Raw genomic sequence first — 22,059 nt, forward strand, 5'->3', positions numbered from 1 at the left:
GCTTTGCCCAACCTACAGCGCCGCGGCGCGGAGCCCGGATGGAGCGCACCGCCCTCACGTAACCCCGCGGAGAAATTAACCGGCCATTAACCATATCCGCCGCATCGTTAACCATTCAATAACAGGGAACGAGTCGGCCGCCATGGAGGCTGCAGCAAAGGTCCAACGTCAGATGGTGCGCCTGCGCGGGCGCTCCTATGTGGCTTTCGTGTTCACGCCGACGGTTCCGGTCCAGGACTGGCTGCATGAGATCGACGCCACGATTGCGCGCTCGCCTGGCTTTTTCGCCGGCCGGCCGGTCGTGATCGACCTGTCCTCGGTCGATCTCAGCCAGGCCGGCATCGGCCATCTGCTCACCAGCCTGCAGGACCGCAAGATCCGCGTGCTCGGCATCGAAGGCGTCGACGAGGGGCGGCTGACGCCGATGATGCCGCCGCTGCTGTCGGGCGGACGCAGCTGCGTGGTCGAGCCGAGCGCGCCGAAGAAGGCCGACGTGAAGGCCGAGGCCAAGCCGACGTCGCTGCTGCTCGAAAGCCCCGTGCGCTCGGGGCAGACCGTGATCTTCCCGGAAGGTGACGTCACCATTCTCGGCTCGGTCGGCTCCGGCGCCGAGGTCGTCGCCGGCGGCTCCATCCACGTCTACGGCGCGCTGCGCGGCCGCGCCATGGCGGGCGTGAACGGACACAACAGCGCGCGCATCTATTGCCAGAAGATCGAGGCCGAACTGCTTGCAATCGACGGGTTTTATCAAACCGCCGACGACATCGACGAGGCCCTGCGCGGCAGGCCGGCGCAGGCCTGGCTGCAGGGAAATACCATGCGAATCACCGCACTGAACTGACCAGCAAAGGAGAGATTTCAGATGAGTAAGGTACTGGTCGTGACATCAGGCAAGGGCGGGGTCGGCAAGACCACGACGACCGCCGCGCTGGGAGCTGCCTTGGCGCAGCGCGGCGACAAGGTGGTCGTCGTCGATTTCGACGTCGGCCTACGCAACCTCGATCTCGTGATGGGCGCCGAACGCCGCGTCGTGTTCGATCTCATCAACGTGGTGCAGGGCGTTGCCAAACTCCCGCAGGCGCTGATCAAGGACAAGCGGCTGGAGAATTTGTGGCTGCTGCCGGCTTCCCAAACCCGCGACAAAGACGCGCTGACGGAGGAGGGTGTCGGCAAGGTCATCGCCGAGTTGCGCAGCCGGTTCGACTGGGTGATCTGCGACAGCCCGGCCGGCATCGAACGCGGTGCCTCCATGGCGATGCGCTTTGCCGACGAGGCCGTGATCGTCACCAATCCGGAAGTCTCCTCGGTGCGCGATTCCGACCGCATCATCGGCATGCTCGATTCCAAGACGGTGCGGGCCGAGAAGGGCGAACGCGTCGAGAAGCACATCCTGATCACCCGCTACGATCCCTCGCGCGCCGCGCGCGGCGAAATGCTGACCATCGATGACATCCTGGAGATCCTTGCCACGCCCTTGCTCGGTATCATTCCCGAGAGCCAGGACGTGTTGAAGGCCTCCAACGTCGGCACGCCTGTCACTCTGTCGAATGCCGATGGAGCGCCGGCACGAGCCTATATGGACGCCGCCAAGCGCCTCTGCGGCGAGAACGTGACGATGCACGTTCCTGCCGAGCGCAGAGGATTTATGGACCGCCTGCTGCGACGGAGGGCTGCATGAGCATGGGTCTGCTTCGACTCCTCCGCGGCAAGAAGGCCTCGGCACCCGTCGCTCGCGAACGGCTGCAGATCCTGCTTGCCCATGAACGTGGAATGCGCGGCCAGCCCGATCTGCTCGGTGTGCTGCGTGAGGAAATTCTCGCCGTCGTGTCCAAGCATGTGACGCTGGACCCGACCAAGGTCATCGTCCGGCTCGAACGCGGCGACGAGGTCTCGACCCTCGAGGTCGATATCGAGGTGCCCAACGATTTCGAGCGCAAGAAGGTGGCGGTCGCGTAGGCGACTCGGTCGCAGCTTGCCGTTTGGGGTGGGTGAGAAGGCGGTCCGCCGGGCATGGCGGGCCGCCTTTGTCTTGCCGCTCACATCGATTGGACGGAACGCGACCCGCGCCTCGACCGTTGTGAACCACCCGCGGCAGCGTTGCACCGCGGCTGGTCAGACGGGAGAGCGCCCATGATGTCCGAGGTCCAGGTCCATACCGTTGCCCGGCAGATGCTCGAACAGCACGGCTTTGCTGCGATCGCGAAGGCCGCCGAGCAGGCCCAGGCCTGCGAGGGCCGCGGCGAGGCCGACGAGGCGAGGGAATGGCGTCACATCGTGGACGCCATGAAGATCATGCGCGGCCCGCATCAGAGCTGACATCCTAAGGCGCGAGCGTCCTCAACGCTCGCCGCGGTCGGTGCCTTGCGACGACGTGCGGATCTGTGTCTGGGGTTGCGCGCGCGCGCCCGATTCCCTGCAGGGCAGCGGTTCCCACGTGCCGTCCGGCGCCTGCTGATAGGCACTGCAGGACGGCGAGGTGGACTTCTCCCCGCCCTTCTGGGCATCGGAGTTTCTTGCCAGTGCGGGCGCAGTCAGCACCGCGGCGGCTGCAATCGCGCCGGCGAAAACGAAATGGATATTCCGCATGAGGACCTCCTGTTCGAATTCGAAGAGGCCGCATGCTTTCGAGGATTGTGACGATTTTGGGCCGCGGCAGAGGTTCCGTGGCGGCGTGCTTAACGGGGCGGCGCGCTAGCCGCCCTTGCTGCGGATGAGGCCGGTGAGATTGGTCTTCTGGGCTTCGCACCAGCCGGACATGCCGAGACGGCGCTGGTCCATGTCGGTCGCCTGGGTCGCGACCGCGACCTCAGCCATCAAATCATCGTCCTGTTTCTCGCCCATCTTGCCGCCGGTGTGCATCCAGGCGATCGCCTTGCGAACCTTCTCGGTGGTGCCGTCGGGCAGGTGCATCTGCTGCGCCCTCTGGACGAGGTCCTGATAGACGAGATCGGTGTTGGGGCACTCGACCTTGGCGGCGAAGGCCTGCAAGACCATCGTCACATAGGTCGACCGCGGCGGCGCGTCGCCCGCGAGGGCCGGCGCGGCGAACAGCAACAGGCCCGTCATCAGAAAACCGGTGCGCATCCTTGGGACCTCCTTGGGACCTCCTCCATTTTCCGAGAGGCTAGCGGCCGGCGCGCCGCTCGGCAATGGGACCGGGAGACAATTGTCGCCGATCGGCCCGGCGGGCTAACCTGCGCTCCCCAGCATTGGAGCGCAACATGAGCCTGTTCAGCACGCCGTTCGATCCCGCACGCGACACTGCGCTCGTCACAGGGGCGGGCAACGGCATCGGCCGCGCGATTGCGCTCGGCCTGGTCGGCGAGGGCGTCCGCACCGTGTTCGCGGATGTCAGCGCGGAGCGGGTGCGTGCCGCGATCGGCGCGAGCGAGAGGCCAGATCTCGCCGTGCCCTGGGTCGGCGATCTCGCGCGCCTCGAGGCCTGCGATGAGCTGCTGACATCAGCACATTCTGAGCTGGGCGACGTCACGCATTTCGTCCACAGCGCCTCGCCACCGCGGCGGGAGGCCGATCACGTGCTCGCGGTCGATCGCAACACCTGGCAGGAGATGCATGCCGTCAATCTCGATGCCGGCTTTCACCTGGCGCGCGAGCTCGCAAAGCGGCTGATCGCGGCGAAGCGGCCGGGCTCGTTCCTGTTTCTGACCTCGCTGCATGCAGGAACGCCGCGCAACCTGCCGCACTACTCGACCGCAAAGGCCGCGATGGCGATGCTGGTGAAGGAGCTGGCCAAGACGCTCGGACGCTACGACATCCGCGTCAACGCACTGGTCCCCGGCGCGATCGCAGCCGGCGGGTTCGTCGCCGATCCCGCGCTGGCGCGGCACATTCCGCTCGGGCGTCTCGGCGAAGCCAGGGACCTCGCACCGATGGCGCTCACGGTGCTGTCGAACCAGCTGTCCGCTTACGTCACCGGCGCAGCCTTCGTCGTCGACGGCGGATTATCGCTGACGAACTGGTTCGAGGCGCCGGTGCTGGATTAGCGCTGCCAGGCCGGCACCGGATCGAGCGGAGTGCGATAGAGCTCGTTGTGATCGCGATCGGTGACGCGCACCGCGCAACCCTTCTGCTGCAGCTCCGGCTTCACCTGCGACAGTTCGCAAGCCAATTGATCGGCGCGATCTGAGGCAACCTCGATGTCCTCGAGGATGATTCCACCCTGGTTCTTGAACTCTTCACCAACCACGAGATCGAAATAATAGTAGGGCATCCGATTTCCCCGGTGTGACGATCTGAGCTTCAGTGCAAGTCTCAACACATGTCGGATGTTACCACTGAGTCGACATCTATCGAATGAACAGAGCGCGCAATCTCTGGGCTTATGGCGCAGAAATGATGTGCAACGTGCGGGCTCGTTAAGAATTTATTAAATATGCCTGCGCGATCATTAAGACATGGAATTGCAGCAGAACCGGGCTCCGGGAACCGGCAGCTGCAAGAGAAGGCCGGCGGCATAGATCCCGACGGCCTTTTCTCTTGAGCGAGACGCGCGAGATGTCGCTTACCGTAATCGCCCGGAGTTAACGCTTCACATCGACTCGGACAGCGTACACGTCACATCAAGGCTGCGGCGTTGCTCTAAAGCGCGATGCGATCAGGGTGAATCGTCATCGCGCTTTTGGCTATCGTTTGAGCATGATCTTTTCGGAAAACCGCTACGCACTTTGCGCTAACGCGGCCCTTCGGGTCCGGATCATGCTCTAACGCAGCGGCATCGGCGGACGCACGATAGGTCCGTCGTCATCGGCAACGGCTTGCTGCGTCGTCGTGGTCGGCGCAGCTGCCGGCGGCGCGGCGGCGGCCTGCGATGACGGCGGCGGAGGTGCGAGCGGCGGGGGCGAAGAGGCCGGCATGTAGGTCCGCGTTACAGGCGGCTTGGGCTTGCGAACCGGCGGCGCCGCAGGCTGCGGCGGCAGTGCGGCAGCGCGTGCGCGCGGATCGACCGGCGGCCTCGCTTCGGTGACCGGCTTTGGTGCAGGGGGCTTCGCCATCTCGCGCGCCATCTGCTCCTGTCCGGCCTTCAACTCGGCGATGTTGGCCTTGAGCTGCTCGATCTGCTGCGCCATGGCGGCGAGATCGCGTGTCATCGATTGCACCGACTGCGCCGTGTCGACGGGCTCTGTTGCCGCAGGTGCGGCCGCAGCAAGCTGAGCCGCGGGCGGCGCAGCAGCTTGATCTGCCGCTTGGTTGGGTGTGGCTTCCGCAGTGGGGGGCGCAGCCTGGGCGGTGCCGACCGGCGCGCTTTGCTGCGGTGTCGCGGACAGCAACGAGGTCGTCGGGAGCAGCGAGGTCAGCGCCGGCGTCCATTCGGCCAGCAACTGCTTTGCCGTGTCGCCGTGCTTCTCCCAGGCGATGCTGGCGGCCACGCTGGCGCCGGCAAGCAGGAACGCGACGAACGCGCCGCGCAGCCACTTGCCGACCGAAGACCGCTTCTTCACCACGGGACCATCGCTGGACGTGACGCGGACAGCCGTGTCGATCGACGGTGCCGCGGTGGATTTTCCGTAGACGACGTTGATGGTGGGCTCGGGCGAGCGCGCCGGCTCCAGAGTGAACCTCGGCGTGACCTTGGGCTCCGGGGCAAACTTGGGCTCCGGACGCGGCGCGATCTCCGGCGCCAGCGCAGGCGACACGCTGGCGGGGCGCGAGGCCCGCACGATCTCGGGCGAGATCTGAACCGCATCGTGCGGATCGTTGTCCTTGACCGTGTCCTTCACGATCTCATCGACGATTTGCTTGGCGTTCAGCGTCGCGAGCATCGCAGCTCCTTTGAAGCCCAGTGTTCGTGGTTAAGTGATCCGCATTGGCGCGGGGCTAATCCGAGGTGAGCCCATGCCGTTCCCCATGCCGCACGAGTCCAGCCGGGTTTGACGAAAGCAAGGCGAGGGGATGGAGATCATGCGACACTCTTCCGCCCTTTGTGGTGATGGAACCCGATTTGCCGAACACGCGCATGTGTTCCGCACCGCCTTGTTTTCAGCACGATTTTGGCAATATCTGGTGACGCTGGGGGCGTCGTTATTCCGCTATCGGGGGGCCGGCGGTGCCAAGATCTCTACTCGTTTTGTTCGTCGCAGCCCTGCTGCCGCTGGGCGGCTGCATGCAGACGACACTTTCGCCATCGACGGATGCGAGCATGACGCCGCGCGACCGTCAGTTGCTCGCGCACGCGCCTTACGCGAAAGCGAACGTGCCCGAGCAATATCTGCGTCACATCGTCGATTACCACCGCAAGGAGCTACCGGGCACGATCCTGGTCGATACGGACGCGCGCTACCTCTATTACGTGCTGCCCGAGGGCAAGGCGATCCGCTACGGCGTTGCGGTCGGCGAGGAAGCCATGGCGTTCTCCGGCGTCGCGCGGGTCGGCCGTCTGGCGGAATGGCCGGACTGGGTCCCCACCGCGGATATCCAGGCGCGGCTCGGTCCCTATCCCGCGCGCGTTCCCGGCGGTCCCGCCAATCCGCTGGGCGCGCGGGGCATCTATCTCTATGTCGGCAACAAGGACACGCTCTACCGCATCCACGGCACCAACCAGCCCGAATATATCGGTCAGGCGATCTCGTCAGGCTGCATCCGGATGCGCAACGAGGACGTCATCGATCTCTATGACCGGGTGAAGCTCAATTCGATGGTCGTGGTGCTGCCGCCGGGACAGAGCGCGCAGGCCGAGGCGGGTGGACGCTGGCGGGGGTAAGGCCCCGCGACCGGTCGGCTCCGAATTGTCGTGAATGTTTGTGCGCGGCTACTCAGGCCGGGCGACCCGCCATTGCAGCGTCGTGGCATTGCCGTTGGCGTCGCCCGGCGCCTTGTCGGCGGGCGAGGTGTAGAGCGGGCGATAACGGTAGGCCCACATCTTGCTGCCGTCGTTGCGGCTGATCACGGTGAAGTCGCCGACGGCCTTGGCGTCGGCGGTTGCGGCGAGCGGCACCCAGCTCTCGATGCATTTGCCGTTGCAGTTCGACGTCTTTCCCGTGGTGTCGCGCTCGTAATAATAGAGCGTCATGCCCTTGAGATCGACGAGCTTGGGCCCCTGTTTGGTCAGGATCACCTTGGCGGGAGCCGTTGGCGCCTCGACCTTCGGCGGAGGAGGATCGCCGCCGCCATGGCCCCCTGCGACCGCCTGAACGGTCGAGAGCGCGACGGCCGCGGCCACAACTGGGAATCTGAACATCCGAAACTCCGCCCCGCAAAGTTAATGCGCGTTAAGCGCCCCAATGCGGCCGACGTTAGCAGCCGAAGGTTAGTCCCTGGTTTCGTGCGCTGCGACAATTACGGACATGGTCCGAGATCAGAGCTGCGCATCGCGCAGCGGGGCGCGGCTGAGCTCGTTGCCGGCGGCGATGGCCTTGCGCAGCAGCCGCATCAGCTCCTCACCCTCTTTCGCGCTGAGGCCGCGCAGCATGATGCGCTGCGCGGATTCGACGGCCGGGGTGATCTTGCGCAGCGTGCGGCGGCCCTCGTCGGTGATCTCGAGCTCGCGCGCGCGGCGGTCGCGGCTGGAAGGGCGACGCTCCGCAAGGCCCTTCTGCACGAGGCGATCGATCACGCCGGTGATGGTGGTGCGGTCGTAGGCGATCAATCCGGCGAGCGTCACCTGGTCGAGCCCCGGATTGGCCTTGATGGTCGCAAGCGCGGCGTATTGCACCGGCGTGAGATCGAAGCCGGCGTCCTCGACCTCGGCCAGGAACACCGCGACCGCGATCTGCTGGAAGCGGCGCGCCAGATGCCCGGGCATGTCGTTGTTGTCTTTCACCGAAATCTCCTCTGGGGCAGGGGCGGTGCGGATCATTGACAAGTATACTGATCGTCAGCATACTGATCAATATCAAAACAGAATGTGACGGGAGAGGTGCTCATGCAATTCCATCTCAATGGATTCCAGCCGGGTGACCCTGAAATCGCCGATCCTGCCGCGCGCGTCGCGGCGTCGGGAGCGGCGGGCGCCGTCCCTGGCGAGGTCGATGTCCTCATCGTCGGCTGCGGGCCGGCCGGCCTGACGCTCGCGGCCCAGCTCGCGCAATTTCCTGACATCAAGAGCTGCATCGTCGAGCAGAAGCCGGATCGCCTGCTGGTCGGTCAGGCTGATGGCATCGCCTGCCGCACCATGGAGATGTTCCACGCTTATCGCTTCAGCGAGCGTGTGCTGAAGGAGGCCTATTGGGTCAACGAGACCACGTTCTGGAAGCCGGATGAAGCGGCGCCGGAGAAGATCGTCCGCAGCGGTCGGGTGCAGGACGTCGAGGACGGGCTCTCAGAATTCCCGCACGTCATCCTGAACCAGGCGCGCGTCCATGATTGCTTTCTGGACGTCATGCGCAAATCGCCCGCGAAGCTCGCGCCGTATTACAACCGGCGCGTACTTGACTTGAATGTCGATCCGGCTGCCGGTGCCGACGATCATGCCGTGACCGTGCGCCTCGAACGCGTCGATGCCGCGAACGAGGGCAAGATCGAGACGATCAAGGCCCGCTACGTCGTCGGCTGCGACGGCGCCCGCAGCATCGTGCGCAAATCGATCGGGCGCGAGCTGCACGGGGATTCCGCCAACCACGCCTGGGGCGTGATGGACGTGCTGGCAGTGACCGATTTTCCGGACATCCGTTTCAAGTCGCTGATCCAGTCGGCCACGGACGGCAGCCTGCTGATCATTCCGCGCGAAGGCGGCTACATGGTCCGCATCTATGTCGAGCTTGCCAAGCTCGATGTCGGCGAACGCGTTGCCAACCGCAACATCACGGCCGACGACGTGATTGCGAAAGCGCAGCGGATCCTGAAGCCACATCGGCTCGAGGTGAAGGAGATCGCCTGGTGGTCGGTCTACGAGATCGGCCAGCGCCTCACCGACAAGTTCGACGACGTGCCGGAGGGCGAGATGGATACGCGCCTGCCGCGCATCTTCATCGCCGGCGATGCCTGCCACACCCACAGCCCGAAGGCCGGGCAGGGCATGAACGTGTCGATGCAGGATGCCTTCAATCTCGGCTGGAAGCTCGCCGCCGTGCTGCGGAGGCAATGTGCGCCAAGTCTCTTGCATTCCTACTCGGCCGAGCGCCAGGCGGTCGCGAAGGAGCTGATCGATTTCGATCGCGAATGGGCGAGTATCCTCGCCTCCGCCGCCAAGGCCGGCGGCGCCGATGCCGCCAAGACGCAGGACTATTTCGTCCGGCACGGGCGCTACACCGCGGGCACGGCAACGCATTACAGGCCGTCGATGCTCACCGGAGCGGCCACGCATCAGCACCTCGCGCAGGGCTTCAACATCGGCAAGCGCTTCCATTCCGCGCCGGTGATCAGGCTGGCGGACGCCAAGCCCGTGCACCTCGGCCATGCCGCACAGGCCGACGGCCGCTTCCGCATCTACGCGTTCTCGCCCGCCGAGAAACCCGCAGCGTCGGGCTCGGTCATTCGTGCCTTGTGCAATTTCCTCGCGGAGTCCCGGAAATCACCCATCCGTCGATATACGCCCGTTGGAGCCGACATCGACAGCGTGATCGATCTGCGCGCGGTGTTTCAGCAGGACCATCGCGAGCTCGCCATCGAGACGATGCCGCCGATGTTGCTCCCGAGCAAAGGCCGCTACGGCTTGTACGACTATGAGAAGATGTTCTGCCCCGATCTCAAGAGCGGCCACGACGTCTTCACGATGCGCGGCATCGATCGGACGGCCGGCTGCATGGTCGTGGTGCGGCCCGACCAGTATGTCGCGACCGTGCTGCCGCTCGACGGTTTTGCCGGGCTCGCCTCATTCTTCGACGCCTTCATGCTGCCGGTGCGCTGACGCCGAAAGCGCCGCGCGCCGTGCCGATGAACGACGTATGAATATTGAACTTCGCGCGTAGGCGCGTTCTCGATCTTTCGGCGGATGCGGTGATGACGGGCGGAACGCTCGTTCCGCCTGCGCGTTCCGTCTCGCAAGAGGAGGAACACGTCATGAAATTCAGAAGCGTTCTGGTTGCCGCATTGCTGCTCGTCCCGACGGCCGCGCTGGCCGCGCCGGGAATCGTCACCGTCTCGACCGGCCTGCGGGCCGGGCCGGGAACGGGCTTCCCCCTGGTCGACCGCATCCCCGGAGGTGCGCGCGTCAACATCCATGGCTGCCTGCGCGGCAAGGCGTGGTGCGACGTCAGCTTCTCCGACGATCGCGGCTGGGTGTCGTCGCAATATCTCGAATATCGCTACCGCAATCGCTACGTCTATCTGCCCGACTATGTCGAAGTGATCGATGTGCCGGTCGTCCCGTTCGTGCTGACCTCGTACTGGTCGAGCTATTATGCGGGACGGCCCTGGTACCACCGCCACGCCTATTGGAATGATTACTGGACCTCGCATCAGCGCTTCGCGACGCGGATGACGATCGACCCGGGCGCAGCGCGTATCGGTCGTGCAGCGACGCGTGACGCGGCAATCGCGCTGGAACGCGAAGGCGTGCGTGGCAAGGGTGCCGCCGCGGTCTCGGGACGTGACGGCATGACCTCACGGCATGATGCCGCAATGGCTGCTCGCGATGGCGCGATCGCAAGGCGTGACGCTGCGATCACGAAACGCGACGCCGCCATTACCGCCCACCGGACGCGTGCCGGACGGAGCGAGCGCCCCGCGCATGAGCCGGCCAATGTGCAGACTCGCAATCCACGCGATGCTCAGGCCCGCATGATGCACGAACAGGCCGCGAGCCGCGCTGCCGTGCGTGCGCAGCCGATGGCGCGTGCGCACGAAGCGCCACGCGCGCCGGCCGCTCGGCCCGCGACGCCTCATGTCGCGCAGCCGAATGTGAGTCACGGTGCACCCATGAATGCCCATGCGCAGATGCCGGCACCGCGCGCGGCGGCGCCTGCAATGCCGCACGGCGGTGGTGGCGGCGCGCCGCACATCAATGCTGCGCCACGAGGCGGCGGTGGCCCGGCTGGTGGCCCAGGCGGCGGTCACGAGAAGCACTAGCGCTGCCTAACGAAAGCCCGGCCTTGGCGCCGGGCTTTCTGCTGATTTGATCCGGTTCCGTGCGCGTACAATTTAAGAAAGTTCTTCGCGGGCAGATTTCATCGATCGTAATATGTCTATCCAAAGCTGTAAGCATCCACTCGGGGCAGCGGGGCACCGGAGGATGACGATGAGACAGAGTCAAGCGGAGACGCGCCGTCAGCAAAATGTCGCGAAGCGGTCGATGACCAAGGAGGCAAAGCAATTGAGTGGCCTGATTGCCGGCCTGCGCGAGTCTCTCGAAGCGATCCAGAAGGAACGGACGAGCGCAAAGCTCACCGGCGCCGAGATGGGGCTGCTCGACGAGCGTCGCAACAATCTGCTGCTGACGATTGCGGCCCTCGATGACCGCCTTTCGGCGGTGCAGGGACTGATCAATCTCGGCCGCCCGCATATCATCCGCGTGCACTAGCGGACCGAATCGGCCCGTGGCGGCGGCCACGAGGCCATACCGGATGGCACCAAATTGCCACGCTCCCGGCGAATTGCCGCCAAAGCCCGCTGTCACGAGAAGGCGGGGTGCAGGGCGACGCGAGGGGATGCGAATTGGCCTACAAGATGGTCGCAGAACGCGACAACGAAAAGTACAGTTTCGCCCGCGAGAGCCGGTTGCTCATCGTGGCGAAGGCGAAAGTGTGGGCGAGCGAGGGATGGCGGGTGGTCATCACCGACCAGGATGGCAAGGCCTACGCGCCGTCCGAACTCGATCAGCTGTCCGCAGCGTGATGGTGGAGCGCAATCTGACCTTCGGAGCCGGTACCGCGCATCAACGCACCGTGGTCTCCGAGAACAGGTTGATGATCACCACCCCTGATACGATCAGCGCGATGCCGACAAAGGCTGCGGCGTCCAGGATCTGACGGAACAGCACGAAGGAGACGGTGGCGGTCAGGATGATGCCGACCCCGCCCCAGATCGCATAAGCGATGCTCAACGGGATCACCCGGATAGCCACCGAGAGCGCGTAGAACGAGGCGACGTAGAACAGCACCATCGCCAGCGTCGGCCAGGGACGGGTGAACTGCGCGGATTGCTGCAGGAACGCCGACGCGGTGACCTCGAACACGATGGCGAGGGCGAGAGCCGTATAGGCGTTGAAGGCGGAGGTCATGCGGAGGCGGTGTCCGGGCCGACGATGGCTGACGTGCGAGCGGAAATATCACGCCGGAATGACGAGTCCGCGACAGGACGCGGCCCTTGCGTCGCCCGAGGTTTGACTCTACGGACCTCTTTCATGCTCGTCATCTCCATCCAGAGCCAGGTGGTCCACGGCCATGTCGGCAACAGCGCGGCCGCCTATGCCATGCAGGCGGAGGGCGTGAACGTCGCGGCGGTGCCGACGACGCTGCTGTCCAACCATCCGCGCTATCCGAGCCTGCGCGGGCGGGTGCTGGAGACCGAGCTCGTCGCCGATCTCCTCAAGGGAGTCGAGGAGCGCGGCCTGGTCGACGAGGCCGCGGTGCTCGTCACCGGCTATCTCGGCTCGCCCGGCAATGCCGCGGTGATCGCCGATTTCGTCGAGCGGGCGCGCACGCGGAATGCGAAGCTGATCTATCTCTGCGATCCCGTGATCGGTGACGACGGCCGCGTCTATGTCGCGGACGGCATCCTGGACGTGGTCCGCAACCGGCTGCTGCCGGCAGCGAACCTGACGACGCCGAACCAGTTCGAGCTCGAGCTGCTTTCTGGAGCCGCAATCGCGGACACCGAGAGCCTCAGCGCGGCCTGTGCGGTGCTGGCAGGGGCAGGCCGCACCGATGTCGTCGCCACCGGCTGCACCCTCGCCGATACGGCGGCGGGCCAGGTGGAGACGATCCTGTGCGCCGACGGGCGATTGTCGCGCTTTGCGACGCCGCGCCTGCCGATCCGCCCCTACGGCACCGGCGATCTCCTCACCGGGCTGATCGCGGCGCATCTGGCCAAGGGCGAAGCGATAGAGCTGGCGGTGCGGCGCGCGGTCGACACGGTCTTTGCCGTGCTGGTGCGCACGCAGGACGCCGGCTCGGCAGAGATGCGGCTGATGCCGCTGCCGACGGCCGAGCGCAAGCCGTAAACCGTCAGGTCGCGCGCTTGCCGGCCGATTGCGCCGACTTCTGCGGCTTGGCCGGGCCCTTCTGCTCGCGCGCGGCGTGGGCCTTCGGCGGCTTGGCGCTCGCGATGGCCCGCGGTTTCTTCGGCCTGGCGCCGGCAACGTCCTTGCGGTCGGAGGTGCCGCGCTTCGAGATATATTCCGCCCCGTCGATCGGGCCGACATGCGGCGGATCGCGGCCGAGATAGGGGCGGCCGATGCCGAACGCCTTGCCGTTGGCATCGACCCACTTCCACAGGATTTCGGTCGAGACCCAGCGCTGTGCCCGGTTGTTGCCTTGCGTGCTGACGATGTCGGCCGCCATGCCGTGGCCGTAGCCGCCGCGCGTGCTGCCGCCGTGATAGGAGCGATTGGAGGCAGCCTTCAGCCCGCTTGCGATCGACTGGCGATAGTCGTCGCGGAACGCGCTGGTGATGCCCGGTGAGAGGCCGGCGGCTTCGGCCGCGAGCATCATACGGAACAGCTTCTGCTTGAAGCTCTTGTCCATGCCGCCGATGACGTAATCCATCATCGACATGCCGGCGCGCTCGGCCGCCTTTGGATCCTTCCAGGTGAAATCCTGATCGACCAGCTTCGTGAAGCTGCGCATCACCGTGACGGTCTTGCCCTTGCGCTTGATGGTGACGGCGCGCCGCTCCTGAACCTTGATTGTGTCTTCCTTGGCGGTGCGCTGATAGAGCGCCCAGAGATAGCGGTCGATGCAGGCTTCGATGACGAAGCATTCGTCGAGCACAGCGATTGTGTCGACCGGCGGTGACGCCTTGCCCGCAGGCGCGGCGGGGCCGCTCGCGATCGCCGCGGCGGACAAGGCGTCCGTTGTCACGATCTCGGTGGGATCGGCGGATGCGAGCTTGACGGGCTCGGGCGCAGGGGCGGGGGCAGCCTCGCTGACGACAGGCTCCGGTTCAGGCAGGATCGGCGGCGCGGGCACGGCTTCTGCCGGCAGGATCAGCACCGGGTCGGCCGAGGCGAGCTTGACGGTGGCGGCGGGCTCCTCGGGCGTAGCCTCCGCTGGCGCCGCAGGGGCAGGGGCAGCAACGACCGCAGCCGCGATGTCGGCTGTCAAGGCGAAGCCATCGTCCTCGATGGTCGCCGCGCGCGGCACGTCGGCGAGGTCGATGCGGCCGAGATCCTTGGCGCGCGAGATGGCGGCCGCACTGGCGGCACTGTTTTCGATGAGCGCAGGCGCATAGGCGGAGAGAGACAATGCCAGCCAGCCGGCGACAACCGCCGAGGGACACGATACCGCCACCAGAAGAGACCGCCGATCGTTCATGATCCCTGCCTCCAAACGGTCTGCTCGAACGATCCTGCCCGAACAGTGATGATGCAAACGGTTGGACGAAACAGTCTTGCACGGAAAAGGCACGCAGCACGTCGATTGTTCGGGCCACGGTGTGGCGGCGCAATGGCTCAAATCGGGGAATGCGGGCTTTTCGGGGCAACTGTGGCCCGGGTGCAACGCCCGGTTCCATTCGGCATTGCCGCAACTTTGTTGCCGCTGGTGCGTTGGAGCCGCCATGACGCATCCCTCGCTTCGTCCCATGGACGCCTTCGACCCCACCGAGCCCGCCATTCTGCACGATCGTCTCTCCGACACGATCATCACGTGGACCGCCGATCAGGCCGAGGACTACCGGCGCGCCAGCCGGCCCGGCGCGGATGGAACCGTGGCCTGGAAGACTTATCTCTTCGATGGCTGGGGCAACGTGCTCGGCGGCTGAGCACCTGCCATAGGCGCCGAGCTAGGCCTTTTTCACGAACTCCGATTTCAGATTCATCGCGCCGATGCCATCGATCTTGCAGGCGATGTTGTGGCCGTCGCTGGCATCCTGCAGGCGGATGTTGCGCACTTTGGTGCCGCCCTTGACGACCGAGGACGAGCCCTTGATCTTGAGATCCTTGATCACGATCACGCTGTCGCCGTCGGCGAGTACGTTGCCGTTGGCATCGCGCACGCTCGCGTCCTGCGCCGTGTCCACGACCGCGTCCGCCGCGCCGCTCCATTCATGGCCGCATTCCGGGCAGACCCAGAGATCGCGGTCCTGATAGGCGTGTTCGGAATTGCAGGTCGGGCATTTCATCGTGTCGGTCATGACGGGTCTTGTCTCGCGCTTCGTTCGCAGCGCGACCGTAGAGGCGGGAACCGGGAAAGCAAGGCTGAGGCGCTTTGTTGACGCAGAAATTTTTTCGAAAACAACCCCATGCACAGTAGCCATCTCCATGGAATCGTGGGGTTTTGTTTTTCTTCGGTAATCCCGAATGCGCATTTGACCCGTCGGGCAAAACAATGGCATGATGCAATCGTGGCGATCGTCCGGGTGCTTCATGCGTAGAAATGGATGGGCCGCAGTCGGGGACGTCAGGTGCGGCACCATCCCGGATTACGCTTCCGCTCCATCCGGGCTACGCTCGCTTCGCAACTTGCGACGGGCCCCTCATGACCTTCCTCCTCAACATCGACGTTCCCGACGTGGCGAAGGCCACGAGGTTCTACACCGAAGCCTTTGGGCTGACGGTCGGCCGCCGCTTCGGCGCCGACTTCGTCGAGCTCAACGGCTGGCCGGCGCCGGTGTATCTCTTGACCAAGCAGGCCGGCACGATCGGCGCCGGCGGCGACCGCCGCCGCTATGAGCGGCACTGGACGCCGGTGCATATCGACGTCGTCGTCGACGATGTCGATGCCGCCGTCGCACGTGCGCTCGCTGCGGGTGCGATCCTCGAGGCCACCGCGCGCGATGCGCCCTATGGGCGGATCGCGATGCTGGCCGATCCGTTCGGGCACGGTTTTTGTCTGCTGGCGTTCAGCGCGCAAGGCTATGACGCGCTGCTGGGGAGTGCGTAGCCTAATCGGGGCCGAGCGTGCTGAGCCACCCCGGATTGCGCTTTGCTCGTTCCGGGCTACGCTCGCGCGCGGAAAGCTGCGCCGACATCGGAGCGACATGGCAAAGAAACTGAAGACTTACCAGACCTCGCTCGGCTTCTACGATCAGGCGATCGCCGCGCCCTCGATGAAGGCGGCGCTTGCCGCCTGGGGTGCCAGCTCCAATCTGTTCCATCAGGGCGTTGCCAAGGAGACCGACGACCCTGATGTCGTCGCCGCGACCATGGCAAAGCCAGGCGTCGTGCTCAGGCGCCCGGTCGGCTCGGACGGCCCGTTCACCGAGAGCACGGAGCTGCCGACCGATCTCGGCGAGGGCGAGACCAAGTCCAAGAGCAGGACCAGGTCTAAAAGCAAGGCGAGGTCAAAGAAGCGTCCTGCCAAACCGGGCCGGAATGCATCCCGCGAGATCGATAATGCGGCCGCCCGCAAGGCCGCCGCGGCTTTCGAGAAGGAGGAGCGGCGGCGCGAGGCCGAGCGCCGCAAAGAGGAGGCCGCCCGCGCCAAGGAGCGTGCGCGGCGCGACAAGGCGGTTGCCGCGGCGGAAGCCGCGCTCGACAAGGCAAGACGCGCGCACGAAGCGAAGGCCGAGACGATCGAAGCCGAGCGGGCCGCGCTCGAGGCGCGCGCCGAAGCCGAGCAGGCCCGCTGGGACAAGCAGAGGCACAAGTTGGATCAGGCCCTGCGCCGCGCGCGCGAGTGAGGAGCAAGTGCCGACATCCGGGAGTTCTGCTGCTCATGCAGACCACTCTTGCGTCATATTCGCCGTCATTGCGAGGAGCCCTTGCGACGAAGCAATCCAGACTGCCGCCGCGGTGACAGTCTGGATTGCTTCGCTGCGCTCACAATGACGTGGAGGCGGCGGCGCCAAATCCCGCTGCGCCGATCTTCCAAAGCTCGCGCGAAATTTGCTTGCCTCGCCCGGCATCCTTTTGCACTCTTTGCGCGAAGGAGATCAACGCATGACAAAGATGACCGCCGCCTGCGCGCTCGGCACCGCCCTGGTGCTGAGCAGCCTTGCAACCTCAGACGCCGAAGCCCGGACGCGGAAAGCCGTCGTCGTTCGCGCACCGCAAGAGCGGCTTATCGTCACCGCGCCCGTGCTGAGGCCGACGCCGTGGGATTACAACATCGTGCCACGCTATCGTTATCGCCCCGAGGAGGACCGGATCGATCCTTACGGCCCGCCCCTGGTGCCGTCATACGTGCGCTATGAGGGATGGCGCTGGCCGTATTGGTGGTGAAGGCACCGACCGACGCGAAACTGATCGGCGCATGGGGGTAGGTGAGCTGATGCACGACGTGCATCTGCTCGTCATGATCGCTAATCTCTATCGGCAGAGAAGCGAAAGGGGCGGGCTGCGCCGTGCAGGCCCGTGCTCTACGGCCGTTTGGGTCCTCGCCTCAGAAGCTGGCGCCGGATGCCATAAGCATTGCCCCGGCGGCCATCAGAAGCACACCTGGCCAATTCGCGCCCAAACCCAGGAATCCCAAGCCGCGCCGTGGCGGCTCGAGCGTGTCGCGGACCCGCCCGGAGGAATCTCGACCACTGAGCGGGCCCCGCCAAATGGTGGCGCGTGCCGTGTACAGGAGCCCGCCAAGGATGAGTAGCGCGCCAAGGCCCATCAGAACCATTTTCGCCTCTCAACCGTCTTCTGCCACCGCGAAGGGAGGCAGCTTAAGTCAAGACGATGGACGACGATTGGTTCCGCAGCCCGCAGGATGGTAGCGCTTCGCACCGCCCATCCGACGGGCTAAAATGAACACGGAGGGCTCAGTCCAACCGGAAGGAGGCTCCGATGAAGTCGCTTTTGCTGCTCACGGCGAGCGGTCCGCTGCTCATTCTCACCTCGCATGAGTCCCTAAGGGATCAGAAGCTTCTCGAGGTGCTCAGACAGAAGGGGATCGGCAAGTTCGTCGCGTTCGAGGTTCCGTTGGCGCTCGCCAGGGATCGCTATGGCGGGCATTTTCGTGCGGTCGAAAGCAATCTGCACGAGACCGACGATCTGAGAGTCCTCGACTTCAACGGCCAGCGGATCTTTCAGCTCTTCCGTTTCGACGAACTCGGTGCACCGATCCTGCAGGAACAGTTGTGATCGGGTTTGGTCTTGCGCAGGATGGCAGGGCAATCGCATATGCTTTCAGGAAAGTTGTTCGCGGGCTGCTCCGCCTCTCCCGCTTGCGGGAGAGGCCGACGCGCCCCGGGTGATGCGAAGCATCGTCCCGCGCGCGGCGGGTGAGGGCTCTCGCCGCGCAGGGACATCCTCGGTCAATTCTCAACCCCAACGCGGAGGCACCCTCTCCCCAACCCTCCCCCGCAAGCGGGGGAGGGAGCCCAGTCCCGACGCCGCAGCATCGTTCACGCCATATGCGATACCCCTGTCGCCGCTTTTGATTCAGTTTCCTCAGATGATGAAGTCGGTCGCGTGCAGGTTGGCCGCCTGGACCCCGTCCAGCGTGATGGTGTCGTTCGCCGACAGATGGATCACGGCATCGCCGGCGGCATTGTCGCTGATCAGGCTCGACAGCGCCGCCCAATCCGCAAACCCGTAATCCTGCACATTGATCAGGTCGTGCTCGGTCGCGGTGCTGCCGACCGCCTGGTTGCCCTGATCGAAGTCGGTGATCAGGTCGTTGCCGGAGCCGGTGTTGAAGACGAAGGTATCGCTGTTGCCGCCGCCGGAGAGCTGGTCATCGCCGGCGCCGCCGTTGAGGATATCCCTGCCGCCGGTGATCGAGCCCGGCGTTGCGGGGGCATAGATCCTCCCATCGCCATACAGGAAGTCGTTGGTAGCCGCGCCGTTGAGGATGTCGTTGCCGCCTTTAGCGTTGCCAGACATGGTCGGAGCATCGCCGAAGAGCACAGTGCGCGCATACTCGGTGGTGGCGGGGCCTTTGGCCATGAGGGTGATAATGTCATCTCCCCCTTGGGCATTGTCGGTCAGTGACGTCGAATCTCCGTACACAGCTCCGCCGGCCCAGACATTCTCGGTGCTGATGGTGAAAGTGATGTTGTCGTTGCCGCCATGCGCATCGCCGCCGATGGAGCCGATGGCATCACCGCTGGCCTTCGCCGAGCCCTCTCGGGTGTCCAGAGTGATGTCGAGCGTGTCATTGCCGCCATGCGCCGTACCACTGATGGAACCGCCGGCATCGCCGGCGTACAGATTTGTGTAGCCCCGCCAACCCACCGTGCCGATGATGACGTCGCTGCCGCCGTGCGAATTTCCCGACATGTCGCCAGCAACGTCGCCGAAGGCCTGCACGTTGGTGTACAGCGAGTCTGACTCGACACTGATCGTGTCGTTGCCGCCCCTGGCGTCGTCGGTCATCGCCTGGGCATCGCCGACCACGAGGCCGTCGTTCCAGCCGTAATTGAAGTTGACCGTAAGCGTGTCGTTGCCGCCGTGGGACTGACCATGCAACGTCGTGTTGTCCTCGCCGAAGATCGTGACCTCTGCTTCCGGCTGGCTGATGGTCGCCGTCACGGTGTCGTTGCCGCCCCAGGCATCAGTGGTGGTCGGAAAATTCGGATCGCCGTAGAGGGTTTCGATTTGACCAAACTGGTCGAGCAGGACGTCGATGGTGTCGTTCGGCAGATATCGCATGGCGTAAACTCCCATTTCATTGTCGGAGGCGGAGGTTTGCAGGAATTCGGGACTGGGTTTGATTTCGACGAGGACTAGCGGCGAACCTCGTCGCCGCGTCAGGTGCGCGGCGGGATCGCCGCTCTCGATTCAGCGACCTCAGATGATGAAGTCGGTCGGATGCAAATTGGCCGCCTGGACCCCGTCCAGCGTGATGGTGTCGCTCGCCGAGAGATGGATCACGGCATCGCCGGATGCATTGTCGCTGATCAGGCTCGACAGCGCGGCCCAATCCGCAAATCCGTAGGCGTGCACGTCGATCAAATCGTGCTCGGCCGTGGTGCTGCCGACGGCCTTGTTGCCCTGATCGAAGTCGTTGATCGTGTCGTGGCCCGAACCGGTGTCGAAGACGAAGAGGTCGCTGTTTCCTCCGCCCCAGAGCTGGTCATCACCGGCGCCGCCGTTCAGCATATCGATGCCGCCGGTGATCGAGCCGGGCGAGGCGGGCTCATAGGTCCGAGCATCGCCATACATGAAGTCGCGGCCCGCGCCGCCGGTGAGGATGTCGTTGCCGCCATGGGAACTGCCCGCCATGACCGGGGCGTCGCCGTACATCTCCGAGACGGCATTGGTACCGTCGCCGTCGAGCGCGACGGTGAGCACATCGTCGCCGCCCTGGGCCAGGTCCATCAGCGACGTCGCGGAATCGCCCGACAGAGTTCCGCGCGAAATGAAGCTGTCGCCATTGAGGGTCAAGGTCAGGCTGTCGTCGCCGCCCTGCGCAAGACCCGCGAGGGAGCCGATGGCATCGCCACTGACGCGCGCCGCGCCGTCGCCCGTAAGCACGCTGACATCGATGGTGTCGTTGCCGCCGTGCGAAGTGTCGATCATGGAACCGCCGGCATCGCCTGCGAACTGGTTGTCGCTGCCGCGCCACCCGACCGAGCCGGTGATGTCGTCATGGCCTCCTCTCGCATTGCCCGACATGTCGGCCGCGACATCGCCGAAGGCCGAGATGGTGGTGTAAACCGTGCCATGGGCATCGGCGACGATGGTGTCATTGCCACCCTTGGCATCGTCGATCATCGATTGGGTGTCGCCCACCACGAGCGCGGTATTCCAGCCGCCGCCGATGTCGGCGATCAGCGTGTCGTTGCCGCCCTGGGAGTGACCGAGCAGCATCGTGTGGTCGTCGCCGAAGATCGTGAGCCGCGCATAGAGACCAGTGACGGTGGCCAACACGGTGTCGTTGCCGCCCCAGACGTCCTTGGCCACGGGAAAGCCGGGGTCTCCGGACACAGTCTCGATCTGGCCGGACTGGTCGAGGATGACGTCCAACGTATCGTTCGGCAGCTGCTGCATCGACGTAACTCCCATTTCATTGTCGGAAGCGGGGGCTGACGCATGCAGTGTTTCTTGCAAGTCGCGTTGTTGACCACGCTTCAGCGCAGAAACTACCTTTGGTAGATGGCAGAGATTTGTAGGAATTCGGGAGAGAGTTTGGCTGCATGGAACCGCCGCGTGCCGTCGACCGCGTGCACGGCGTGACTTGGCGGTGTGTCGTTATCAGACCGTCGCTTCGGTGGTTCGACGTGAAGCCATCATCGAGCCATGAAGACCATGCGCGGGCGGCGAGGTTAACACATTGGTCATTTCTTTGCGGTCATTTTCACGACCTCAGTCAGCAAAGAGGCACCATGTCCGACATCACCATTCCCGGCGGCAAGATCCGTTCCTTCGTCGAGCGGATCGAGAACCTCGACAGCGAAATGCAGGAGTTGAGCGAGCAGAAGAAGGAAGTCTTCGCGGAGGCCAAGGGCGAGGGTTTCGACGTCAAGATCCTCAAGGAGATCATCAAGCTGCGCAAGGAAGACAAGAACGAGCGCGACGAACGCGAAAGCCTGCTCGATCTCTACATGCGCGCGATGGAGACGGCCTCGCCGGAGCAGGCGAAGGCGGCGTGAGACGACCAGGTTGATCGGTGAGGGAGAGATGGCCGTGATCGAAAGGATTGCGGCCGTTATGGGCTGGCAACCACGAAAAGGTGGAGCGCAGCAGAACTCACCGTCATTCCGGGGCGCGCGAAGCGCGAGCCCGGAATCCATTGCGCCACTCGTCGTGTCGTCCGATGGATTCCGGGCTCGCGCCCAAGCGGGCGCGCCCCGGAATGATGGCGCGAGGTGTCTTCGTCGGAACGGCAGCCCGTAGCAACCATTAAACGGTAGCTGCCTTTTGGGGTCGTCTGCGTCTTCCCATGATGACGCCGTGCTCGCGTCGGTCAAGGCGTGGCCTGGCGGAAGATCAGGTGAGGTTAGGGCGAGCGACGGCCATCCTTGACCGCCGCTGCGCGCGACGTCGTGAGCAGCCGCAGGTCGGGACGAAGAAACGCGTGCCGGTCGAACTAAGTAACAGGGAATGATCGCATCGGTGGTTCGCCGCACCACGGCGTGCCGCGAGCCACCACGGCGTTGACGAAGATGAGCATCTTCCTGGCACAGGCA

At 64.9% G+C, this 22,059-nt stretch carries 28 protein-coding genes; 17 read left to right on the plus strand and 11 right to left on the minus strand.

Annotated elements, in window-relative coordinates; all coding sequences use genetic code 11:
* Window positions 1-142 precede the first annotated feature (142 nt).
* The 4 genes from minC (at window position 143) to HZZ16_RS33920 (ending at window position 2,316) form a co-directional block, all read left to right on the plus strand.
* The gene (gene minC / locus HZZ16_RS33905; protein WP_197954793.1) at window positions 143-841 is read left to right on the plus strand and encodes a septum site-determining protein MinC; all 699 of its coding nucleotides are present in this window, start codon (window positions 143-145) and stop codon (window positions 839-841) included.
* A 21-nt stretch (window positions 842-862) separates the two neighbouring features.
* The gene (gene minD, locus HZZ16_RS33910; protein ID WP_036022837.1) at window positions 863-1,678 is read left to right on the plus strand and encodes a septum site-determining protein MinD; all 816 of its coding nucleotides are present in this window, start codon (window positions 863-865) and stop codon (window positions 1,676-1,678) included.
* Window positions 1,675-1,956 carry a cell division topological specificity factor MinE gene (minE, locus tag HZZ16_RS33915; RefSeq protein WP_035703963.1) on the plus strand — a complete coding sequence of 94 codons (282 nt, stop codon included), beginning with the start codon at window positions 1,675-1,677 and terminating at the stop codon, window positions 1,954-1,956. Before minD ends, minE begins: the two co-directional genes overlap by 4 nt.
* A 174-nt stretch (window positions 1,957-2,130) precedes the next feature.
* The gene (locus HZZ16_RS33920; RefSeq protein WP_197954794.1) at window positions 2,131-2,316 is read left to right on the plus strand and encodes a hypothetical protein; all 186 of its coding nucleotides are present in this window, start codon (window positions 2,131-2,133) and stop codon (window positions 2,314-2,316) included.
* Between the two features lie 21 nt (window positions 2,317-2,337).
* Here the strand turns inward: HZZ16_RS33920 and HZZ16_RS33925 are convergent, their stop codons facing one another.
* Both HZZ16_RS33925 and HZZ16_RS33930 read right to left on the minus strand, forming a co-directional pair.
* Window positions 2,338-2,586, minus strand: a complete 249-nt coding sequence (locus tag HZZ16_RS33925; protein WP_197954796.1) for a hypothetical protein — start codon at window positions 2,584-2,586, stop codon at window positions 2,338-2,340.
* A gap of 105 nt (window positions 2,587-2,691) precedes the next feature.
* Entirely contained in the window at window positions 2,692-3,084 is a 393-nt protein-coding gene (locus HZZ16_RS33930) for a hypothetical protein (protein WP_197954798.1), read from the minus strand.
* Window positions 3,085-3,221: 137 nt separating this feature from the next.
* Here HZZ16_RS33930 and HZZ16_RS33935 point away from each other — a divergent pair, with 137 nt between their 5' ends.
* On the plus strand, window positions 3,222-4,004 hold the full coding sequence (locus HZZ16_RS33935) for an SDR family NAD(P)-dependent oxidoreductase (RefSeq protein WP_197954800.1): 783 nt from the start codon (window positions 3,222-3,224) through the stop codon (window positions 4,002-4,004).
* Here the strand turns inward: HZZ16_RS33935 and HZZ16_RS33940 are convergent.
* Both HZZ16_RS33940 and HZZ16_RS33945 read right to left on the minus strand, forming a co-directional pair.
* Window positions 4,001-4,231 carry a DUF6894 family protein gene (locus tag HZZ16_RS33940; RefSeq protein WP_025035960.1) on the minus strand — a complete coding sequence of 77 codons (231 nt, stop codon included), beginning with the start codon at window positions 4,229-4,231 and terminating at the stop codon, window positions 4,001-4,003. The two genes, HZZ16_RS33935 and HZZ16_RS33940, sit on opposite strands and share 4 nt — an antisense overlap.
* Before the next feature lie 490 nt (window positions 4,232-4,721).
* Complete coding sequence (locus tag HZZ16_RS33945; protein WP_197954802.1) at window positions 4,722-5,780, minus strand: hypothetical protein; 1,059 nt, start codon at window positions 5,778-5,780, stop codon at window positions 4,722-4,724.
* Window positions 5,781-6,121: 341 nt separating this feature from the next.
* On the opposite strand from HZZ16_RS33945, the gene HZZ16_RS33950 reads away from it, so the two are divergent.
* Window positions 6,122-6,718 carry a L,D-transpeptidase gene (locus HZZ16_RS33950; protein ID WP_210342717.1) on the plus strand — a complete coding sequence of 199 codons (597 nt, stop codon included), beginning with the start codon at window positions 6,122-6,124 and terminating at the stop codon, window positions 6,716-6,718.
* 48 nt (window positions 6,719-6,766) lie between these two features.
* Here HZZ16_RS33950 and HZZ16_RS33955 read toward each other — a convergent pair whose 3' ends face one another.
* On the minus strand, window positions 6,767-7,195 hold the full coding sequence (locus HZZ16_RS33955) for a COG4315 family predicted lipoprotein (RefSeq protein WP_197954806.1): 429 nt from the start codon (window positions 7,193-7,195) through the stop codon (window positions 6,767-6,769).
* 117 nt (window positions 7,196-7,312) lie between these two features.
* Window positions 7,313-7,777 (minus strand): MarR family winged helix-turn-helix transcriptional regulator, encoded by a 465-nt coding sequence (locus tag HZZ16_RS33960; protein WP_197954808.1) that lies wholly within the window; start codon window positions 7,775-7,777, stop codon window positions 7,313-7,315.
* A gap of 102 nt (window positions 7,778-7,879) precedes the next feature.
* On the opposite strand from HZZ16_RS33960, the gene HZZ16_RS33965 reads away from it, so the two are divergent.
* The 4 genes from HZZ16_RS33965 (at window position 7,880) to HZZ16_RS33980 (ending at window position 11,727) form a co-directional block, all read left to right on the plus strand.
* The gene (locus HZZ16_RS33965; RefSeq protein ID WP_197954810.1) at window positions 7,880-9,802 is read left to right on the plus strand and encodes an FAD-binding monooxygenase; all 1,923 of its coding nucleotides are present in this window, start codon (window positions 7,880-7,882) and stop codon (window positions 9,800-9,802) included.
* Window positions 9,803-9,954: 152 nt separating this feature from the next.
* Window positions 9,955-10,962 carry an SH3 domain-containing protein gene (locus HZZ16_RS33970; protein ID WP_197954813.1) on the plus strand — a complete coding sequence of 336 codons (1,008 nt, stop codon included), beginning with the start codon at window positions 9,955-9,957 and terminating at the stop codon, window positions 10,960-10,962.
* Window positions 10,963-11,131: 169 nt separating this feature from the next.
* Window positions 11,132-11,413 (plus strand): hypothetical protein, encoded by a 282-nt coding sequence (locus tag HZZ16_RS33975; protein ID WP_197954814.1) that lies wholly within the window; start codon window positions 11,132-11,134, stop codon window positions 11,411-11,413.
* A gap of 107 nt (window positions 11,414-11,520) precedes the next feature.
* A complete protein-coding gene (locus HZZ16_RS33980) occupies window positions 11,521-11,727 on the plus strand; it encodes a hypothetical protein (protein ID WP_197954815.1) in 207 nt (68 codons plus the stop codon).
* 40 nt (window positions 11,728-11,767) lie between these two features.
* Here the strand turns inward: HZZ16_RS33980 and HZZ16_RS33985 are convergent, their stop codons facing one another.
* Window positions 11,768-12,112, minus strand: a complete 345-nt coding sequence (locus HZZ16_RS33985) for a DMT family transporter (protein WP_025035970.1) — start codon at window positions 12,110-12,112, stop codon at window positions 11,768-11,770.
* A 123-nt stretch (window positions 12,113-12,235) separates the two neighbouring features.
* On the opposite strand from HZZ16_RS33985, the gene pdxY reads away from it, so the two are divergent.
* Window positions 12,236-13,054 (plus strand): pyridoxal kinase, encoded by an 819-nt coding sequence (gene pdxY / locus HZZ16_RS33990; protein WP_197954816.1) that lies wholly within the window; start codon window positions 12,236-12,238, stop codon window positions 13,052-13,054.
* 4 nt (window positions 13,055-13,058) lie between these two features.
* Here the strand turns inward: pdxY and HZZ16_RS33995 are convergent, their stop codons facing one another.
* Window positions 13,059-14,366 carry a M15 family metallopeptidase domain-containing protein gene (locus HZZ16_RS33995; protein ID WP_197954817.1) on the minus strand — a complete coding sequence of 436 codons (1,308 nt, stop codon included), beginning with the start codon at window positions 14,364-14,366 and terminating at the stop codon, window positions 13,059-13,061.
* Window positions 14,367-14,610: 244 nt separating this feature from the next.
* Here HZZ16_RS33995 and HZZ16_RS34000 point away from each other — a divergent pair, with 244 nt between their 5' ends.
* Window positions 14,611-14,814, plus strand: coding sequence for a hypothetical protein (locus HZZ16_RS34000; RefSeq protein ID WP_025035973.1), 204 nt, complete (start codon window positions 14,611-14,613; stop codon window positions 14,812-14,814).
* 21 nt (window positions 14,815-14,835) lie between these two features.
* Here the strand turns inward: HZZ16_RS34000 and HZZ16_RS34005 are convergent, their stop codons facing one another.
* Entirely contained in the window at window positions 14,836-15,186 is a 351-nt protein-coding gene (locus tag HZZ16_RS34005) for a zinc ribbon domain-containing protein YjdM (RefSeq protein WP_197954828.1), read from the minus strand.
* A 344-nt stretch (window positions 15,187-15,530) separates the two neighbouring features.
* Here HZZ16_RS34005 and HZZ16_RS34010 point away from each other — a divergent pair, with 344 nt between their 5' ends.
* From HZZ16_RS34010 to HZZ16_RS34025, 4 genes are all read left to right on the plus strand, one after another.
* Window positions 15,531-15,935 carry a VOC family protein gene (locus tag HZZ16_RS34010; RefSeq protein WP_197954821.1) on the plus strand — a complete coding sequence of 135 codons (405 nt, stop codon included), beginning with the start codon at window positions 15,531-15,533 and terminating at the stop codon, window positions 15,933-15,935.
* 97 nt (window positions 15,936-16,032) lie between these two features.
* The gene (locus tag HZZ16_RS34015; RefSeq protein ID WP_197954823.1) at window positions 16,033-16,674 is read left to right on the plus strand and encodes a cell envelope biogenesis protein TolA; all 642 of its coding nucleotides are present in this window, start codon (window positions 16,033-16,035) and stop codon (window positions 16,672-16,674) included.
* Window positions 16,675-16,933: 259 nt separating this feature from the next.
* The gene (locus HZZ16_RS34020; protein WP_197954824.1) at window positions 16,934-17,215 is read left to right on the plus strand and encodes a hypothetical protein; all 282 of its coding nucleotides are present in this window, start codon (window positions 16,934-16,936) and stop codon (window positions 17,213-17,215) included.
* A gap of 555 nt (window positions 17,216-17,770) precedes the next feature.
* A complete protein-coding gene (locus HZZ16_RS34025; protein WP_197954825.1) occupies window positions 17,771-18,067 on the plus strand; it encodes a cytosolic protein in 297 nt (98 codons plus the stop codon).
* A gap of 309 nt (window positions 18,068-18,376) precedes the next feature.
* Here the strand turns inward: HZZ16_RS34025 and HZZ16_RS34030 are convergent, their stop codons facing one another.
* Together HZZ16_RS34030 and HZZ16_RS34035 are read right to left on the minus strand one after the other, a co-directional pair.
* Entirely contained in the window at window positions 18,377-19,579 is a 1,203-nt protein-coding gene (locus HZZ16_RS34030) for a calcium-binding protein (RefSeq protein ID WP_197954826.1), read from the minus strand.
* A gap of 138 nt (window positions 19,580-19,717) precedes the next feature.
* Window positions 19,718-20,920, minus strand: coding sequence for a calcium-binding protein (locus HZZ16_RS34035; RefSeq protein WP_197954827.1), 1,203 nt, complete (start codon window positions 20,918-20,920; stop codon window positions 19,718-19,720).
* 335 nt (window positions 20,921-21,255) lie between these two features.
* On the opposite strand from HZZ16_RS34035, the gene HZZ16_RS34040 reads away from it, so the two are divergent.
* Complete coding sequence (locus tag HZZ16_RS34040; RefSeq protein WP_025575662.1) at window positions 21,256-21,522, plus strand: DUF2312 domain-containing protein; 267 nt, start codon at window positions 21,256-21,258, stop codon at window positions 21,520-21,522.
* Window positions 21,523-22,059 lie beyond the last annotated feature (537 nt).

Source organism: Bradyrhizobium glycinis, from assembly GCF_016031655.1.
GTDB classification, from domain to species: Bacteria; Pseudomonadota; Alphaproteobacteria; order Rhizobiales; family Xanthobacteraceae; genus Bradyrhizobium; species Bradyrhizobium glycinis.

Coding starts and splice junctions, on each gene's coding strand:
- HZZ16_RS34000 (WP_025035973.1), top strand. CDS start 14,611: ATGACGCATCCCTCGCTTCGTCCCATGGACGCCTTCGACCCCACCGAG.
- minE (WP_035703963.1), top strand. CDS start 1,675: ATGAGCATGGGTCTGCTTCGACTCCTCCGCGGCAAGAAGGCCTCGGCA.
- HZZ16_RS33945 (WP_197954802.1), bottom strand. CDS start 5,780: ATGCTCGCGACGCTGAACGCCAAGCAAATCGTCGATGAGATCGTGAAG.
- HZZ16_RS34020 (WP_197954824.1), top strand. CDS start 16,934: ATGACAAAGATGACCGCCGCCTGCGCGCTCGGCACCGCCCTGGTGCTG.
- HZZ16_RS34030 (WP_197954826.1), bottom strand. CDS start 19,579: ATGCGATATCTGCCGAACGACACCATCGACGTCCTGCTCGACCAGTTT.
- HZZ16_RS33935 (WP_197954800.1), top strand. CDS start 3,222: ATGAGCCTGTTCAGCACGCCGTTCGATCCCGCACGCGACACTGCGCTC.
- HZZ16_RS33975 (WP_197954814.1), top strand. CDS start 11,132: ATGAGACAGAGTCAAGCGGAGACGCGCCGTCAGCAAAATGTCGCGAAG.
- HZZ16_RS34015 (WP_197954823.1), top strand. CDS start 16,033: ATGGCAAAGAAACTGAAGACTTACCAGACCTCGCTCGGCTTCTACGAT.
- HZZ16_RS33955 (WP_197954806.1), bottom strand. CDS start 7,195: ATGTTCAGATTCCCAGTTGTGGCCGCGGCCGTCGCGCTCTCGACCGTT.
- HZZ16_RS33925 (WP_197954796.1), bottom strand. CDS start 2,586: ATGCGGAATATCCATTTCGTTTTCGCCGGCGCGATTGCAGCCGCCGCG.
- minD (WP_036022837.1), top strand. CDS start 863: ATGAGTAAGGTACTGGTCGTGACATCAGGCAAGGGCGGGGTCGGCAAG.
- HZZ16_RS34005 (WP_197954828.1), bottom strand. CDS start 15,186: ATGACCGACACGATGAAATGCCCGACCTGCAATTCCGAACACGCCTAT.
- HZZ16_RS34010 (WP_197954821.1), top strand. CDS start 15,531: ATGACCTTCCTCCTCAACATCGACGTTCCCGACGTGGCGAAGGCCACG.
- HZZ16_RS34025 (WP_197954825.1), top strand. CDS start 17,771: ATGAAGTCGCTTTTGCTGCTCACGGCGAGCGGTCCGCTGCTCATTCTC.
- HZZ16_RS33930 (WP_197954798.1), bottom strand. CDS start 3,084: ATGCGCACCGGTTTTCTGATGACGGGCCTGTTGCTGTTCGCCGCGCCG.
- minC (WP_197954793.1), top strand. CDS start 143: ATGGAGGCTGCAGCAAAGGTCCAACGTCAGATGGTGCGCCTGCGCGGG.
- HZZ16_RS33970 (WP_197954813.1), top strand. CDS start 9,955: ATGAAATTCAGAAGCGTTCTGGTTGCCGCATTGCTGCTCGTCCCGACG.
- HZZ16_RS33995 (WP_197954817.1), bottom strand. CDS start 14,366: ATGAACGATCGGCGGTCTCTTCTGGTGGCGGTATCGTGTCCCTCGGCG.
- HZZ16_RS33985 (WP_025035970.1), bottom strand. CDS start 12,112: ATGACCTCCGCCTTCAACGCCTATACGGCTCTCGCCCTCGCCATCGTG.
- HZZ16_RS34040 (WP_025575662.1), top strand. CDS start 21,256: ATGTCCGACATCACCATTCCCGGCGGCAAGATCCGTTCCTTCGTCGAG.
- HZZ16_RS33950 (WP_210342717.1), top strand. CDS start 6,122: ATGCAGACGACACTTTCGCCATCGACGGATGCGAGCATGACGCCGCGC.
- pdxY (WP_197954816.1), top strand. CDS start 12,236: ATGCTCGTCATCTCCATCCAGAGCCAGGTGGTCCACGGCCATGTCGGC.
- HZZ16_RS33920 (WP_197954794.1), top strand. CDS start 2,131: ATGATGTCCGAGGTCCAGGTCCATACCGTTGCCCGGCAGATGCTCGAA.
- HZZ16_RS34035 (WP_197954827.1), bottom strand. CDS start 20,920: ATGCAGCAGCTGCCGAACGATACGTTGGACGTCATCCTCGACCAGTCC.
- HZZ16_RS33940 (WP_025035960.1), bottom strand. CDS start 4,231: ATGCCCTACTATTATTTCGATCTCGTGGTTGGTGAAGAGTTCAAGAAC.
- HZZ16_RS33965 (WP_197954810.1), top strand. CDS start 7,880: ATGCAATTCCATCTCAATGGATTCCAGCCGGGTGACCCTGAAATCGCC.